The organism is Empedobacter sp. EJD.6dd (assembly GCF_057369435.1).
This window is the reverse complement of sequence record NZ_CM170667.1, coordinates 1,653,258-1,668,932: the sequence shown is the minus strand read 5'-3', so window position 1 is coordinate 1,668,932 and position 15,675 is coordinate 1,653,258. Positions and strand designations below refer to the sequence as shown.

The 15,675-nt window shown below is 32.4% G+C and carries 16 protein-coding genes; 12 read left to right on the top strand and 4 right to left on the bottom strand.

The genetic code is table 11. From position 1 onward, the window contains the following. The first annotated feature begins 129 nt into the window (after nucleotides 1-129). Together AC2I98_RS07845 and AC2I98_RS07840 are read left to right on the top strand one after the other, a co-directional pair. The gene (locus tag AC2I98_RS07845) at nucleotides 130-1,152 is read left to right on the top strand and encodes a DUF4407 domain-containing protein (RefSeq protein WP_486414033.1); all 1,023 of its coding nucleotides are present in this window, start codon (nucleotides 130-132) and stop codon (nucleotides 1,150-1,152) included. A gap of 53 nt (nucleotides 1,153-1,205) precedes the next feature. Further along, nucleotides 1,206-1,634 carry a hypothetical protein gene (locus AC2I98_RS07840; RefSeq protein WP_486414032.1) on the top strand — a complete coding sequence of 143 codons (429 nt, stop codon included), beginning with the start codon at nucleotides 1,206-1,208 and terminating at the stop codon, nucleotides 1,632-1,634. Between the two features lie 36 nt (nucleotides 1,635-1,670). On the opposite strand, the gene folP is transcribed toward AC2I98_RS07840, so the two are convergent. Then, the gene (folP, locus tag AC2I98_RS07835; RefSeq protein ID WP_486414031.1) at nucleotides 1,671-2,498 is read right to left on the bottom strand and encodes a dihydropteroate synthase; all 828 of its coding nucleotides are present in this window, start codon (nucleotides 2,496-2,498) and stop codon (nucleotides 1,671-1,673) included. Nucleotides 2,499-2,551: 53 nt separating this feature from the next. Here folP and AC2I98_RS07830 point away from each other — a divergent pair, with 53 nt between their 5' ends. From AC2I98_RS07830 to AC2I98_RS07805, 6 genes are all read left to right on the top strand, one after another. Beyond that, on the top strand, nucleotides 2,552-3,100 hold the full coding sequence (locus tag AC2I98_RS07830; RefSeq protein ID WP_486414030.1) for a DUF1599 domain-containing protein: 549 nt from the start codon (nucleotides 2,552-2,554) through the stop codon (nucleotides 3,098-3,100). Continuing rightward, nucleotides 3,097-4,218: a BT_3928 family protein gene (locus tag AC2I98_RS07825; protein ID WP_486414029.1), complete on the top strand. Its 1,122-nt coding sequence runs from the start codon at nucleotides 3,097-3,099 to the stop codon at nucleotides 4,216-4,218. The genes AC2I98_RS07830 and AC2I98_RS07825 overlap by 4 nt, the downstream gene beginning before the upstream one ends. A 3-nt stretch (nucleotides 4,219-4,221) precedes the next feature. After that, a complete protein-coding gene (locus AC2I98_RS07820; protein ID WP_486414028.1) occupies nucleotides 4,222-5,304 on the top strand; it encodes an ABC transporter permease in 1,083 nt (360 codons plus the stop codon). Nucleotides 5,305-5,378: 74 nt separating this feature from the next. Further along, nucleotides 5,379-6,137 carry a triose-phosphate isomerase gene (gene tpiA / locus AC2I98_RS07815; RefSeq protein WP_486414027.1) on the top strand — a complete coding sequence of 253 codons (759 nt, stop codon included), beginning with the start codon at nucleotides 5,379-5,381 and terminating at the stop codon, nucleotides 6,135-6,137. 220 nt (nucleotides 6,138-6,357) lie between these two features. Beyond that, nucleotides 6,358-7,116, top strand: a complete 759-nt coding sequence (locus AC2I98_RS07810; RefSeq protein ID WP_486414026.1) for a hypothetical protein — start codon at nucleotides 6,358-6,360, stop codon at nucleotides 7,114-7,116. 123 nt (nucleotides 7,117-7,239) lie between these two features. Beyond that, entirely contained in the window at nucleotides 7,240-8,154 is a 915-nt protein-coding gene (locus tag AC2I98_RS07805) for a helix-turn-helix transcriptional regulator (protein ID WP_486414025.1), read from the top strand. A gap of 34 nt (nucleotides 8,155-8,188) precedes the next feature. On the opposite strand, the gene AC2I98_RS07800 is transcribed toward AC2I98_RS07805, so the two are convergent. After that, nucleotides 8,189-10,330, bottom strand: a complete 2,142-nt coding sequence (locus tag AC2I98_RS07800; RefSeq protein ID WP_486414024.1) for a type IA DNA topoisomerase — start codon at nucleotides 10,328-10,330, stop codon at nucleotides 8,189-8,191. Between the two features lie 324 nt (nucleotides 10,331-10,654). Between AC2I98_RS07800 and AC2I98_RS07795 the strand changes: the two genes are divergently transcribed. The 4 genes from AC2I98_RS07795 to AC2I98_RS07780 all read left to right on the top strand — a co-directional run bounded on the left by AC2I98_RS07795 (nucleotide 10,655) and on the right by AC2I98_RS07780 (nucleotide 13,669). Then, nucleotides 10,655-11,467 carry a MotA/TolQ/ExbB proton channel family protein gene (locus tag AC2I98_RS07795; RefSeq protein ID WP_280063124.1) on the top strand — a complete coding sequence of 271 codons (813 nt, stop codon included), beginning with the start codon at nucleotides 10,655-10,657 and terminating at the stop codon, nucleotides 11,465-11,467. An 88-nt stretch (nucleotides 11,468-11,555) separates the two neighbouring features. After that, entirely contained in the window at nucleotides 11,556-12,146 is a 591-nt protein-coding gene (locus AC2I98_RS07790) for a biopolymer transporter ExbD (RefSeq protein ID WP_280063122.1), read from the top strand. Nucleotides 12,147-12,164: 18 nt separating this feature from the next. Beyond that, nucleotides 12,165-12,692: an ExbD/TolR family protein gene (locus AC2I98_RS07785; protein WP_486414023.1), complete on the top strand. Its 528-nt coding sequence runs from the start codon at nucleotides 12,165-12,167 to the stop codon at nucleotides 12,690-12,692. Nucleotides 12,693-12,724: 32 nt separating this feature from the next. Then, nucleotides 12,725-13,669: a hypothetical protein gene (locus tag AC2I98_RS07780; RefSeq protein ID WP_486414022.1), complete on the top strand. Its 945-nt coding sequence runs from the start codon at nucleotides 12,725-12,727 to the stop codon at nucleotides 13,667-13,669. A gap of 132 nt (nucleotides 13,670-13,801) precedes the next feature. On the opposite strand, the gene AC2I98_RS07775 is transcribed toward AC2I98_RS07780, so the two are convergent. Beyond that, nucleotides 13,802-14,869 (bottom strand): M20 family metallo-hydrolase, encoded by a 1,068-nt coding sequence (locus AC2I98_RS07775; protein ID WP_486414021.1) that lies wholly within the window; start codon nucleotides 14,867-14,869, stop codon nucleotides 13,802-13,804. Next, nucleotides 14,863-15,630 carry an acetylglutamate kinase gene (argB, locus tag AC2I98_RS07770; protein WP_486414020.1) on the bottom strand — a complete coding sequence of 256 codons (768 nt, stop codon included), beginning with the start codon at nucleotides 15,628-15,630 and terminating at the stop codon, nucleotides 14,863-14,865. Before argB ends, AC2I98_RS07775 begins: the two co-directional genes overlap by 7 nt. Nucleotides 15,631-15,675: the final 45 nt, after the last annotated feature.

Genomic DNA, 15,675 nt, shown 5'->3' with positions numbered 1-15,675 from the left:
TTAAATTAAGTGATTAAAGTTATTACTTTTTTTAAAAAAACAAATAATAATGAAAATTATTAATAATTGATTATTAGTTTTTTGGCACGATATTTAATATTATGTTATACAAAGTACTATATTTGAAAAATGAATGGACTACAGAAATTTTTAATCATCTGTTCAGGGAGTAGTCTTGAACTCTTGAAAAAAACACCAACAGATATCAACAAACACGTCGGTATTGGAGGTGTCATTTTATTTACTGGTATTTTGGCAGCATTGTCAGCAGGATATGCGTTGAATACAGTTTTTGATAACATATATGCAGCAACAGGTTTTGGATTGTTGTGGGGATTGATGATTTTTAATCTTGATCGATATATTGTAACCTCGATGAAAAAATCAGGAGGATTTTTTCGTCAGTTTTTTGTCGCTTTACCACGTATTTTAGTTGCAGTTTTATTAGGGATTGTGATTTCGAAACCGTTAGAATTAAAAATATTTGAGAAAGAAATTGATAAGCAATTAAATATCATTGTCAATCGAAATAAGGCAGAATTGCAAAAAGGAATTGATGCTCGTTACGCTGAATTGGGAACTCCTTTTTCGAATGAAAGAAAGGAAATCTATGCTCAAATTGATAAATTAAGAACAGAGTATAATTCTGCTTCTACAGAATTGGAAAAAGAGGTGGTTGGAACACAAACAGAAACAACTACTGGTCGTGAAGGTTATGGGCCAAATGCTAAACGTAAAGCTGAATTGAAAAAACAAAAATCTGCTGAAATCGAAACTTATATTCAACAATCAGCACCACGTTTAGCTGAGATTAATAAAGAATTGGATCGATTGAATGTTGCAAAAGAGAAAGAAATTGACGCTGCTAAGCCTACTGAAGAAAATTACAATGGTTTTGCTGCTCGTATGCAAGCATTAGATGAATTGTCTGTCAATAATCCAATTTTAGGAACTGCAGCTATTTTTATAGCTCTTGTTTTTATTTCGTTAGAAACAGCACCAGTTTTAGTAAAATTAATCGCACCAAAAGGACCTTATGATTTTCTTTTAGAGAAACATGAACATTCGTTTAAGATTTTTAGTAAAGAATCGATTCAGATTATGGATATCAAATCTGAAAAACGAGTAAAGCATGAATTAGAAAAAGTATAAAAATTAAAAAAGTAACTTCAATTTGAAGTTACTTTTTTAATTTTGCATTAGATATGGAAACTTATAAAATAGAAATTTACGGAGAAGACGAAAACCAAATTCAACGAATGGAAGAGGTGATTACTCCTATAAAAGATATACAGGATTATTTTTGGAAAATACTTTGGATTGATGGCGAAAGTGAAACGGAAGAATATTCGGTTTTCGAATTGCAAGAAGTCATCGATCAGCAAGATGGTATTTTTGTAGAATATGAGCAATTAGAAAATTTGTGTTTCAAAATGGAAAATGTAACCGAAGCATTGATTATTGGTGATAGAAAGGAAAATAATTTGCATGTAAATATTGAAGATGAGAACTTATATAACAACGAGGTTGTGTTTGAATTTGTGAAAGATTCGCATTGGCAAATTTTAACTTCGGATATTAATATTGTTGATACATTCAAGGTTTTCTTCCCGAATAGTAAAATTATTGATTAAAATAACAAAGCCACTTTTTGAAGTGGCTTTGTTATTTTATTTTTGATTCAATTTCTGAAAAATTTGCAATGTTTCTTTTGCTTCGCGTACATCGTGTACACGCAAAATTTTTGCCCCTTTTTGTAATGCAACCATATTCAAAACAGAAGTTCCGTTTAAAGCTTCTTGCGGAGTCGTTTCGAATAAATTATAAATCATAGATTTTCTAGAAATACCTAATAGTAGAGGGAAATCTCCAAATCCTAAAGCTTCCATTTTACTGAATAATTCATAATTATGATCTAATGTTTTAGCAAATCCAAAACCAGGATCCAAAATAATATCATTTACTTTTGCAGCTTTTAATTGAGCAATTTTTTGTGAAAAATATTCGTTCACTTCAAGTGTGATGTCGTTGTATTCAGGATTTTTTTGCATTGTTTGAGGAGTTCCTTTCATATGCATCAAAATATATGGAACTCGAAGTTCTTTGATTGCTTCAAACATATTTTCGTCCAATTCCCAACCCGAAACATCATTAATAATAGAAGCTCCAGCTTTTATAGTTTCTCGTGCAACATTTCCACGAAATGTATCGATAGAGAGAATGATTTCTGGGTAATGTTCAACAATTTTTTCGATAACTGGAGCTGTTCTATCAATTTCTTCTTGTTCCGAAATATTTTCAGCACCTGGTTTTGTCGAGTATCCCCCAATATCAATCATATCCGCACCTTCAGACAAGTGCTTTTCTACTTTTTCTAAAATTAAATCGATCGAATGATGACGCCCACCATCATAAAAAGAGTTTGGCGTTGTATTCAAAATTCCCATAATTTTTGGTTCGTTGAGATCAATCAAACGACCATTACAATTAATTGTCATATCTTAGAAGTTCTTTAAGCAATTTCAATTATTTTTGAAATCGAAACGAAATTATGAAAAATACCTCAATTCAATTTAATGAAATTATCTCTCTTTGTAGAGATCTCTATACAAAAAAACTTAAAGATTACGGTCCTGCTTGGCGTGTATTGCGTTTGCCGTCTTTAACTGATCAAATTTTTATCAAAGTTAATCGCATTCGTACGTTGCAAGAAGCGACAGAGCGTTTGGTTGATGAAGACGAAGAAGGAGAGTTTATTGCGATTGTAAATTACTCAATCATGGGATTGATTCAGTTGGAACTTGGCTTTGCAGATCAACCAGATTTAACAGATGAACAAGCGATTGAATTTTATGATAAATATGTTGTAATAGCGCACGATTTGATGATGAAAAAAAATCATGATTATGGAGAAGCTTGGCGTGATATGCGTGTAAGTTCAATTACGGATTTAATTTATCAGAAAGTTTTGCGTACAAAAAGTATCGAAGATAATAAAGGAAAAACAATTGTTTCAGAAGGTTTGGACGCTAATTATCTGGATATGATTAATTATTCAATCTTCGCAATGATCTTAATTAATGAAAAGAAAACATCATGAAATATCTTGTACAATTAGCACGAATTATAGTTGGTGTTATTTTTATCATTTCGGGATTTGTAAAAAACGTGGATCCAATTGGATTAAGTTTCAAATTAGAAGAATATTTTTCGCCAACGGTTCTTAATATTCCTTTTTTAGAAAGTTTAAGTTTGCCTTTAGCAACTTTCTTTTCAATTTTTGAAATTGTTTTAGGTGTTTTATTATTGCTTGGAGTTTGGAAAAGATTTACAACAATTGCATTATTGTTGACGATAATTTTCTTCACGTTCCTAACATTTTATTCAGCTTACTTCAATAAAGTAACAGATTGTGGATGTTTTGGCGATGCGCTGAAATTAGAACCTTGGACATCATTTTATAAAGATGTTGTTTTGTTGGTTTTGATTATTATTTTGGTGATTGGTCAACAATACATTAAACCATTGTTTGTCGAAAAAGCAAATTATGTAATCAATTTTATTACAATTTTAAGTTCTGCAATTATCGCTTATATTGGAATTAATCATTTACCAATGATTGATTTTAGACCTTATGCTGTTGGAAAGAATTTGATAGAAGGAATGAAATCTCCGCAAGAATTAGGATTGAAACCAACAACATACAAAACAATTTATACGATGAAAAATAATGTTGATGGTAAAGTGGTAGAAATTGATGATGCACAATATATTGCAGATGATAAGTGGTACAAACACGGAACACCTTGGGTAATTGAAGCGGATAAAACGCGAACTATTGTCGAGAAAAAAGGCTACGAACCACCAATTCACGATTTTAGTTTTGATTGTAATGGTGTTGATAAAACTACTGAGATTTTAAATGCGCCAAAAGCATTGGTTTTTGTTCTTCCTTTTGTTGAAAAAGTGAATAAGGAACAAATTGCTAGATTAAATAGTTTAGGAAAAGAAGCAAAATCAAAAGGTTATATTGTTACGGCGGTTTCTAATAATCCAATCAAAGGTTTGGAACTAGAAAATTGTTTTATGGATCAAACAACAATGAAAACAATTATTCGCTCTAATCCTGGTGTGATGATCTTAGAAAAAGGAACAGTAAAAGCTAAATATCATCACAATGATTTTCCATCGATTAGTCAATTAGAAGAATTATTTTAACAGGTGATTAATTATATTTTAAATAAAGTTTTCTACGGATTTTTAACGCTTTTCGGAGTTGTTACCGTTGTCTTTTTAATGTTTTCGGTTCTTCCTGGCGATCCTGCTCGTATGATGCTTGATCAAAAAGAAGATCCAGAGCAATTGGCTCAAATTCGTAGGAATTTAGGTTTAGATCAGCCTTTATGGAAACAATATGCGTTTTATTTAAATGATCTTTCACCGATTTCTTTTCACAATATTGACGAAAACAATACAACTTATACATCGTTAAGTTCGGATAAATACAAGTACACCAAATTAGTTGATTTTGGAACAAATGAAATGGTTCTGAAAACACCTTATTTACGTCAGTCTTTTCAAAAACAAGGCAAAAGTGTTAGTACAATTATCGGAGAAACCTTGCCTAATACAATGGTTTTGGCTATTGCAGCTATTATTATTGCAACAATAATTGGTGTTGCTTTGGGAATTGTTTCTGCTTTGATGAAAGATACTTGGGTTGATCGGGTTTTATTGGTAGTCACAAGTTTTGGAATGAGTATTCCGTCGTTCTTTTCGGCGATTATTATTGCGTATATTTTTGCATTTTTAATGCATGATATTACGGGACTTAATATGATTGGTAGTTTGTACGAAGTAGATGATTTGGGCGAAGGAAAGCATTTGATGTTAAAAAATTTAATTCTTCCTGCCATTACATTAGGTTCTCGTCCGTTAGCTGTTTTCACACAATTAACACGTAACTCGTTGTTAGAAGTTTTGAACCAAGATTATATCAGAACAGCTTTCGCAAAAGGTTTATCTCGTAAAACAGTTATCACAAAACATGCTTTGCGCAATGCTTTAAATCCTGTAATTACAGCAATTTCGGGTTGGTTTGCTTCGATGTTAGCAGGTTCTGTTTTTGTTGAGTTTGTTTTTGGATGGAATGGTTTAGGAAAAGAAATTGTAAATGCTTTGAATACATTAGACTTGCCAATTGTTATGGGAGCTGTTTTAGTGATTGCAGTCATGTTTATTATTATTAATATTTTGGTTGATATACTTTACGGAATTCTTGATCCTCGTGTTCGTATAAAATAAATCAGGTATAATTTCAAGAGAAATAATTATCTTGCAGTAATATTAAATCAAAATCTAATCAAATACACTTTTTTATGCGTGATAGAATCGTAGCAGGAAACTGGAAAATGAACTTAAACTTTGAAGAGGCAATTCATTTAGCAACAAACCTTAATGCTTGGGTGGCAGATAATCAGCCAATAGCACAAGTAATTGTAGCGCCTTCTTCTATTTATTTACAAACAATATTAGAAGCTGTAGACGAGCAATATGTTAAGGTTTCTTCGCAAGATATTTCTGCTCACGATAAAGGAGCTTATACTGGAGATATTTCTGCAGAACAATTAGACAGTATCGGATTAGATTTTGCAATTATCGGACATTCTGAACGTAGAGAATATCAAGGCGAGACAGATGTTATCATTGCTGAGAAATTAAAACAAGCGTTCAAACATCAAATTAATCCAATTCTTTGTGTTGGAGAAAAATTAGAAGAGCGTGAATCAAATAAACATTTTGATGTAGTGAAATCTCAATTGATAAATGCTTTGGTTGCTCAAAACTCAGAAGATCTTTCTCGTTTGATTATTGCTTACGAACCAGTTTGGGCAATTGGAACAGGAAAAACAGCAACGCCAGAACAAGCACAAGAAATTCATGCATTTATTCGTAAAGTTTTAAATGATGAATTTGGAGTGGAGGTAGCGAACGATACAAGCATATTATACGGAGGAAGTGTCAATGCTCAGAATGCTAACGAGATTTTTGCTCAACCAGATATTGACGGTGGTCTTGTTGGAGGAGCAGCCTTAAAATATGATGATTTCGTGCAGATAATTGCTGCATGTAAATAATATAAAAGCTCAACTTAGTTGAGCTTTTTTTATGTTTTATATTTTCGAAATCTTGATAAATGATTAATTCATCTCTTCTGAATCCCGTATAAATTCAGTCAATTAAGAAAACTATAACATTTATTAGGATTAATTAAGAGTTTTCGGAACAGTGTCTGCAAAGTTTATTCATGTACTAACTATTTAAAAAGTATCATTTTTTAAACAAAACACATTTATTATGAAAAAATTGACGCAAGTATTAGGAGTTGTAGCAATAGGGTTAGTTTCTTTCTCTTTTACAACAAAGAATGAAGTTCCAGTAGTAACACAATCATCTTACAAAATTGTTGAAGATGCACCAAAAGTTGTTATTTTAGATATTGTAGATAACATTGCTGCAGCATCGGGGGCTAATATTGCAACTGAGCTTAAAACTAAATTAGAATCTTTAAATAAAGAAAATGTAAATGTTTTACTTTGGAAAGATTTAACGAAAGGTTTAAAAGAAGAAGAGAAAAAAGAAATTATTGATAGTTTGAAACCAGAATTAATCATGACGTTAAGTTTTGATAAAACTGATGATAATTCTAATAAGGTGGCTGCAGTCGTTTTTAAACAAAATGTAGCGTTTGATGAAACAATTAAAGTAGCAAAAGAACTAACAGAAAATTTCAGTTCATCACTTGTTAAAAATGACGGAGTTTATCAAAACGATTCAAATTATATCCAAGATAATGCAGCTCCATCAATCTTTTTAAGCGTAAAAGTGAAGAATGAACCAACTTCAAATGCAGAAATTGTTGATAAACTTTCAAATTTTATCGAAACAGCGCAAATCAATGAATCAGGTTTAACTGCAACTACAGCAGAACTTGGAGCAGTTGATACCGCAGCTGTGGCTATGGATTCTGTAGCAGTATCAGTAGATGAGGCTGCGCAAGATGTAAAAGCTGCAACAAAGGACGTAAAAACGAAAGTGAAAAAATCTAAAAAATAAAATCCGTTTTTTCGAATATTTCATTTTTATTAATGAAGAAAAAGTAACATTTTGTAAGGAAATGTTACTTTTTTTTGTTTTTAGTTGTAGAACACTTAAGTTTGCTCAAATACTTACAATTCAATGTCAAAACAAGGATATATCGCACGTTACTTCAATATTGTTCGTAAACTTTCACAACAAAAATATTGTTCGTATGAAGAGTTAGAACGTTTTTTAGAACGAGAATTTGAAATGTTGCAAATTCAAGATGATACGTTAGAGTTTAATTTTTCGAAACGTACATTACAACGCGATATTCGAGAAATTCGAAATATTTTGGGAATTGATATTATGTATAGTCGAAGTCAGCGTGGATATTATATTATTCAAGATGATTATAGTTCCGATTTATTTCTGAAAACCTTAGAAGAAATTAATAGTTTTTCTGCTTTAAAATTGACAAATTCACTCGAATCGATTGTTTATTTAGAAAAAAGAAAACCTAAACGAGCAGAATTTTTGCCTGACATTGTGCAAGCAATTCAACAAAAAAAGAAAATCGAATTTCATTATTTAAAATTTGGAGAGGAAAAAGAAACGATTCGTAAAGTTTCGCCTGTTGCGATTAGAGAACACAATAATCGTTGGTATTTAATTGCAGATGATAAAGGAATTGTCAAAAATTTTGGTTTAGAACGAATGAATAAAGTTTCAATTTTAAAGGAAAAAATTGACGATAATATCGAGTTTAATTACAATGATAAGTACAAATATTCGTTCGGAATTATTGTTCCAAGTTCAGAAAAACCAGAAAAAATAATACTTTCTGTAACAAAAAAGCAGGCTGCATATTTAGAATCTTTGCCTTTACATGAATCTCAACACATTTTAGAGACAAAAAATGATGAGGTTTTCATTGGTTTAGAATTATTTTTAACCGAAGACTTTATCAGTGAAATTCTTTCTATGAGTCGTTCAGTTACGATTATCGAACCCAAAAAATTGAAAGAAAAAGTCAAAACAATTTTAAAGGAAACGTTGGAGAAATATAATTAGACGAGTTTCGAATTTCGAAACTCGCTTTATTTTTTTACATTTCTTCAAATTCTAACTCGAAATTCATTCCAAGAATAGCTTTTCCAGTAACTTTTTCTCCATTTTCAGAGTTGATTAAACCAGCCATTTTTCCTGTTTTTTGCTTGGTAACTAAATCTAAAATCTGTTTATCTGTCAGTTTTTTACCCATAAATTCGAAAGGAATTTTAAATCTACATTCCTTAAAATTAGCACAGCCATAAGCCGCCTTTCCTTTTACTAACTTATGCGTTTTACATTTAGGACAAGTCGCATCTTCCAGGTTAATTTCTTCTTTTGGTTTGCGTTCTTTTTTGGGTTTATCTTCTGTTTGAATTGAGTTTTGATGTGAAGCAATCGGTCTGAAATAGCTGTTTTTTACATCAAACGTTAGTTTCGAAACCATTTCGATTAATTCTTGTTTAAATTGCTCCAATTCATATTCACCTTTTTCAATCAAACGAAGTTTTCGTTCCCAAACTCCTGTCAACTCAGGCGATTTTAATAATTCATCTTGTATAGTATCAATCAAGTCAATACCAGTTTGGGTCGCAATAATATTACGTTTTTTCTTTTCAATGTATTTTCGACGAAATAATGTTTCGATGATATTTGCACGAGTAGATGGACGACCAATTCCATTTTCTTTCATTAGTTCGCGCATTTCTTCATCATCAACTTGTCGACCTGCAGTTTCCATTCCACGTAATAAAGTCGCTTCTGTATAGTTTTTCGGAGGCGTAGTTTTTCCTTTATGTATAAAAGGTTCGTGAGGTCCTTTTTCACCAATTTCAAAAATTGGCATTATTTTCTCCTCATCTTTTTCATCTTCTTTCTTATCTTTTACATAAACTTCGCGCCATCCCATTTCGAGAATTTGTTTCCCTGTTGCTTTAAAATTTATTGCAGAAAGTTGTCCATCTTTTCCTGTATTTTCAACTTTTCCTTCGACAGTTGTGTTCGCAACTTTACATTCTGGATAAAAAACAGCAATAAAACGTCGAGCAACTAAATCATAAATACGCTTTTCTTCGTTTGATAAACCTTGTGGAAAGATTTCGGTTGGAATAATTGCGTGGTGATCTGTTACTTTTGTGTTATCAAAAACGGCTTTAGACATTGGGATAGGTTGTGTCATCAAAGGAGCAATCAAATTTTGATAAGCTGATAGTTTAGATAAAATTCCAGGAACTTTTGGGTAAATATCTTCAGATAAATATGTAGTATCAACACGAGGATAGGTCACAAACTTTTTCTCGTATAAACTTTGTATATATTTTAAGGTATTCTCGGCAGAAAATGCATATTTTTTATTTGCTTCTACTTGTAATGCGGTTAAATCGAACAAACGAGGATTTTTTTCACGACCTTCTTTTACTTCAAAATCAATGATTTCAAATTCTTGATCTTTGATAAAATCTAAACCTTGTTTGGCTTTTTCTTCTGATTTTAAACGAGGAATTGTGGCATTAAATTCAACTTCTTTAAAAATAGTTTTCAATTCCCAATATTCATCTACAATAAATGCATTGATTTCTTTCTGACGTTGAACAATCATTGCTAACGTAGGGGTTTGTACACGACCAATTGAAAGAACAGTTTTTGGTGGAGCAAATTTCTTTGTAAATAAACGCGTTGCATTCATTCCCAATAACCAATCACCAATTGCACGCGCTTGTCCAGCAGAGAATAAATTGAAATATTTTTCTCCATCTTTTAAATTCTCAAAACCTTCTTTAATCGCTTCTTCTGTTAAGGAAGAAATCCAAAGACGTTTCATAGGAGCTTTAGCTTTAGCTTTTAAAAGTACCCAACGTTGTATTAATTCTCCTTCTTGCCCAGCATCACCGCAGTTGATAATCTCTTCAACTTGATCATCTGTCACTAGCTTTTCGATGATTTTAAACTGTTTCGAAACACCCTTGTCTTCAATTAACTTGATTCCAAAACTTGATGGAATCATAGGTAAATAATTAAGATCCCAACTTTTCCATTCGGGTGTATAATCTTGCGGTTCTTTTAATGTACACAGGTGCCCAAATGTCCAAGTGACACGAAATCCGTTTCCTTCATAATATCCATCATGCTTTTGATTAGCGCCAATAACTTTGGCAATATCCTTAGCAACACTTGGTTTTTCGGCAATGCAAACTTTCATATGATCAAAATACAAATAAAGTACAAAAGTCAAAATAATAATTTAATTCTTAAAAAAAAATATAAATATGTATAATTATTGAATAAATTTGCGATAGGTTAATTTTTGTGATAGCTATTGATACTCGAAATTAAAAGGTTGTTTTTTCATATTTGCACTGTTTTGATGAAAATAAAGTTATCAATTCGGTAAAAAATAGTATTGATTTTGAATGAAATCGAAATTTAACGTGATAACAACGCAAAAAATTTAGAAGAATTAAAAAATTTTCACTTAATTTACACCCACATTAATAAAAATCATAATATTTAAAAGAATTAGTAAATGGAAAAGAATGTAACAGTACCAGCTAAAACTAAAAAGGGAGGTCTTAACCCTGTGATTACTATGATCATTTTAATTGCAGTAGCAATGGGGATCTTCTATGGTGTTTTTGGACAACCAGGTAACTTTGAAGGAGGGGATACAGCTAAAGGGCAACCTTTAAATCCACTTGGGATTATTTTTAAAGGAGGGGTAATTATTCCATTCTTAATGTCTTTCTTCTTTATGGTAATCGTTTTCTCAATCGACCGTATTATTGCTTTAAACAAAGCTAAAGGTACTGGATCTGCTGAAAAATTTGTTAACGACATTCGTGCTTTATTAAACAAAAATGAAGTAAACAAAGCAATCGAATTATGTGACAAACAAAAAGGAGCTGTAGGTAATGTAGTTAAAGAAGGTTTAACAACTTACAAAGCTTTAGAAAACGATACTACATTAAACAAAGAGCAAAAATTAGCTCAATTAGGTAAAACGTTAGAAGAGGCAACTACTTTAGAAATGCCAACGTTAGAGAAAAACATGACAATCATTTCTACAATTGCTTCTGTGGGTACGTTAATTGCCTTAATGGGTACTGTAATCGGGATGATTAAAGCATTCTTCGCATTAGGAGAAGGAGGTGGATCTCCAGACGCTGCACAATTATCAGTAGGTATTGCCGAAGCCTTAATTAATACAGGTATGGGTATTGGTGCTTCTGCATTCGCTATTATTGCTTATGCTTACTTAACTTCAAAAATTGATGATTTAACATTCAAAATTGATGAAGTAGGAATGAGTATCCAACAATCTTTCTCTGCTCACAATTAATATTCATTGACGAAAACCTTAGAAGGATAGTATAAGGACAAAATCAATACACAAACAATTTAGAATATTAATTAATAATACAGAGAAAATGGCAAGAGTAAAACCAAAAAGAAGAGGTCCTTCGATGGACTTAACAGCTATGTCTGACATGGCTTGGCTTTTGTTAACTTTCTTTATTTTGACATCTAACTTTAGAGAGCCTGAAGTAGTTCCTGTCGTAACACCAACATCTGTTTCGAACCAAAAAATGGCTGCGGAAAACATGATGATCATTAAAATCGATGATAAAGGACAATTCTTATTCGGATTAGAAGAAAAGGATCGTATCGCAACATTAGAGAGAATGGGTGATAAGTACGGAGTAAAGTTTACAGATGCTGAAAAGAACGCATTCAAAAGCATAGTGGAATTTGGTGTACCAATGAAAGAGATGAGAAATTATTTGAATCAGCCTGCTGATAAACAACAAAAATATCATCCTGGTATTCCATTAGATACAATACCTGAAAAGAACCAAGAGTTAATTGATTGGGTATTTGAAGCAAAAGAAGTGAACCCAGATGTTTTCTTAGCAATTAAAGGGGATCAAAAATCTGAATATAAACAATTCAAGAATTTGATTCAACAGTTGCAAATGAAAAATATGAATAAGTTCCAGTTAATCACATCTCAAGAATAATTATTAAGAAATTAGAAAATGGCACAAATAGAAAGTCACGATGACGGTGGCGGAAAGAAAGTCCGTTCCAAAAAGAATTCGACGAAAGTCGATATGGCTCCTTTGGTTGATTTAGGTTTCTTATTAATTACTTTCTTTATGTTTGCGGCGACATCGATCAAACCAAACGTAATGAACTTGAACATGCCTCCAAAAATTGACACACCAAAACCTACTGATATTCCTGAAATTAAATTAGCAAACTCTTTGTCTATTTTAATTGGAAAGGATAACAAGTTGTTTTGGCATCAACAAGATGAGGCTGGATTAAATGTAGGAACTCTAAATGAAACTGACTACTCTAAAGTTCGTGATGTTATTACAGCAGCACAAGCTAGAGCAGATAAGGATAAGTTTACTGTAATTATCAAACCTATGGATGATGCTACGTATGATAATTTAGTAACTATCTTAGATGAAATGGAAATTACTAAGTCTACTCGATACGGTATCGTACCTGTTGCACCTTTTGAACAAAAAGTGTTCGACGAAAAAGTAGGTAAATAATTAGTTTAATTGTTAAATTTAAAAGAATTAAAATGTCAGAAAATAACAACAAACTAAAATCCTTAGACGAGATAGTATTTGAAGGTAGAAATAAAGCGTACGGAGCTTATGACATGAGAATGACAGAGAAGAGTACGTTATTAAAAGCTTTCATTCGTGGATTTATAGTAATTGCGATTTTAGCTTTTGCTCTTATTGCTTCTGCGACAGGTATGTTCGATAGTAAGAAGACAGAAGATGTAGTCGTAGATGTTCAGCTTGAAGATTTGAATATGCCTGAACCTCCGAAAGAGGAGGAAGTGGTTGAACCAGAACCACCAAAGCCAGAGCCAGAACAAAGATATCAAGAAGAAACAGCTCAGGTGAAAGTGGTTATGCCAGAACCAAAAGCTCAGCCTAAAAAAGAAGAAACTGTTCCTGAAGTTAAGGAAATGGCGGATAAAGATTTAGGTTTAGTGGATAGAGAAGGGCCAAAATCAACAACACAAACTGGTGGTGCTAATGAAGTAAATACTAAAAAAGAAGCACCAAAAGATACACCAGCTACTCCTAATCCTGGAAAAGGTACTGAACCAGCACCTCCTGCAACAGTATCTGCACGTACAGCAGCTGTAATGGCGGTATATCCAGGTTGTGAAAAAGAAGCTGCAAAAGGTAAAGATGCTGCGACAAAATGTTTATCAGATAGATTATCTCGTGACTTACAAGATGAGTTACAAGATTTCGCAAATGATCAAGCAGGTCAAGGTACAGGTGTAGTTTCAGCTAAATTGACTTTCCAAATTGATACAGAAGGTAGAATTGTTGGAATCTCTCCAATGGGTGACGCTAAATTAGGTCCTGAGGCTAGAAAAGCTTTAGAGCGTATTACACAACGTCAACAAAAAAGAGGTAAAACGATTAAACCAGCTCAAACAGAGGATGGTCGTGCTGCGAAGTTGAATTTCAACATTCCAGTAAAAATGCAAATTGAGTAAGACTTAATTTCAATATATAAAAAGAGGCTAAAATTATTTAGCCTCTTTTTTTGTTTTATAGTTAAGTAAAAATAAATAAGCCTCAAATTTATTAACTTGAGGCTTTTATCAATTTATTTGATTGCTTATTGCTTAAAAAGTAAAGTCTTTTAATAAACTTGTATATCGTTCAATTCCATGTTCTATTTCAGATAAATAAATATATTCATCAGGAGTATGTGAACGAGCCGAATCTCCAGGTCCCATTTTTACAGTTTCGAAATTCATCATTGCTTGATCAGACATCGTTGGAGAACCATAAGTTGCACAACCCAATTCGATTCCTTTTTGTACGATTGGATGATGTTCTGAAATACGAGAAGAATTTAATCGTAACGAACGTGCTTTTACTTCAGCTTTCGGTAAACAATTTGAGATAATGTCCACAACTTCTTGATTTGAGTATAATTCATTCACACGACAATCTATAACTAATCGACATTCATCTGGAACAACATTATGTTGCTTTCCTGCTTCAATTTGTGTTACCGTCATTTTTACAGGTCCTAACATGTCAGAAACTCTTTCGAATTGATACGTTTTGAACCAATTCATCGCGTCAATCGCTTCATAAATGGCATTTACACCTTCATTACGCGCTGCATGTCCCGTTTTACCTTTCACAATTACATCCATCACAACCAAACCGCGCTCAGCGATTGCCATGTCCATTTGTGTAGGTTCACCTACAATTCCCAAATCAATTGTAGGTAGGTTTGGTAAAATGCTTGCAACATTCAATTGCCCAGAGCTTTCCTCTTCGGCTGTAATGGCAACAATTAAGTTGTATGGTAAATCATCTTGCAAGAAGTTAATATAAGTTGCCAATAAACTAACTGCAGATGCTCCAGCATCATTACTACCCAAACCAACCAATTTATCACCTTCGATTGTAGCTTTCAATGGATCATATGTCCAAGAAGAACCAAATTTTACTGTGTCGTGGTGAGAGTTTAATAAAATTGTTTTCTTATTCTCATCAAAATTTGGATGAATACTCCAAACATTATTATCTTGACGATGAGCCGTAGCACCGTGATCGGTTAAAAACTTGAAAATAATATCGGCTGTTTTATCTTCTTCACTCGAAAAAGATTGGGTTTCGATTAATTGACATAACAAATCGACAGCTTTCTTTTTTAGAACAGCTAATTCTAACATAAAATTGTTTTAATGTCTGAGTTAATGTTGCGCGCGTGTACTAAACATACATTTTTTACACCCGCATTGATTACTTTGAATGAATTGTCTAATTTTGGAATCATTCCTTCGAAAATTACACCTTCTTCTTTTAACTGCAAATATAAAGTTTCGTTAATTTTTGGTATCAATGTGGTGTCATCATTTACATCTCGTAGGACACCTATTTTATCAAAACAAAAATTAAGTTCTACTTCATTTTCTTGAGACATTGCAACGGCAATTGTAGATGCAATAGTATCTGCATTTGTGTTTAACAATTGTCCATTTCCGTCGTGTGTAATAGCACAAATAACAGGAGTAATGTTATTGTCGATTAACAATTGAAATAATTCTTTGTTGACACTTGTATCATTCAAATCGCCTACAAAACCATAATCAATAGTTTTTACAGGGCGTTTAGAGCCTTTGATTGCATTACCATCAGCGCCCGATAAACCCAAGGCATTACAACCAAATTTTTGTAATTGAGAAACGATAGATTTGTTCAAATTTCCTGCATACAAACCAGTCACTACATCTAAAGTTGGTTGATCTGTGATGCGACGACCTTCGATCATTTTTGGTTCGATTCCTAATTGGTTTAACATCTTCGAAGCACCTTTTCCTCCGCCATGAACCAAAATTTTTGGACCACTAATTTCAGAAAATGTTTGTAGGAATTGTGTTAACTCTTCCTGATTATCGATAATTCCGCCACCTATTTTAATAATTTTCAACATTTTAATAAATATGTAAATTTTGTTTGCTTTTTTTTGGTGATACAA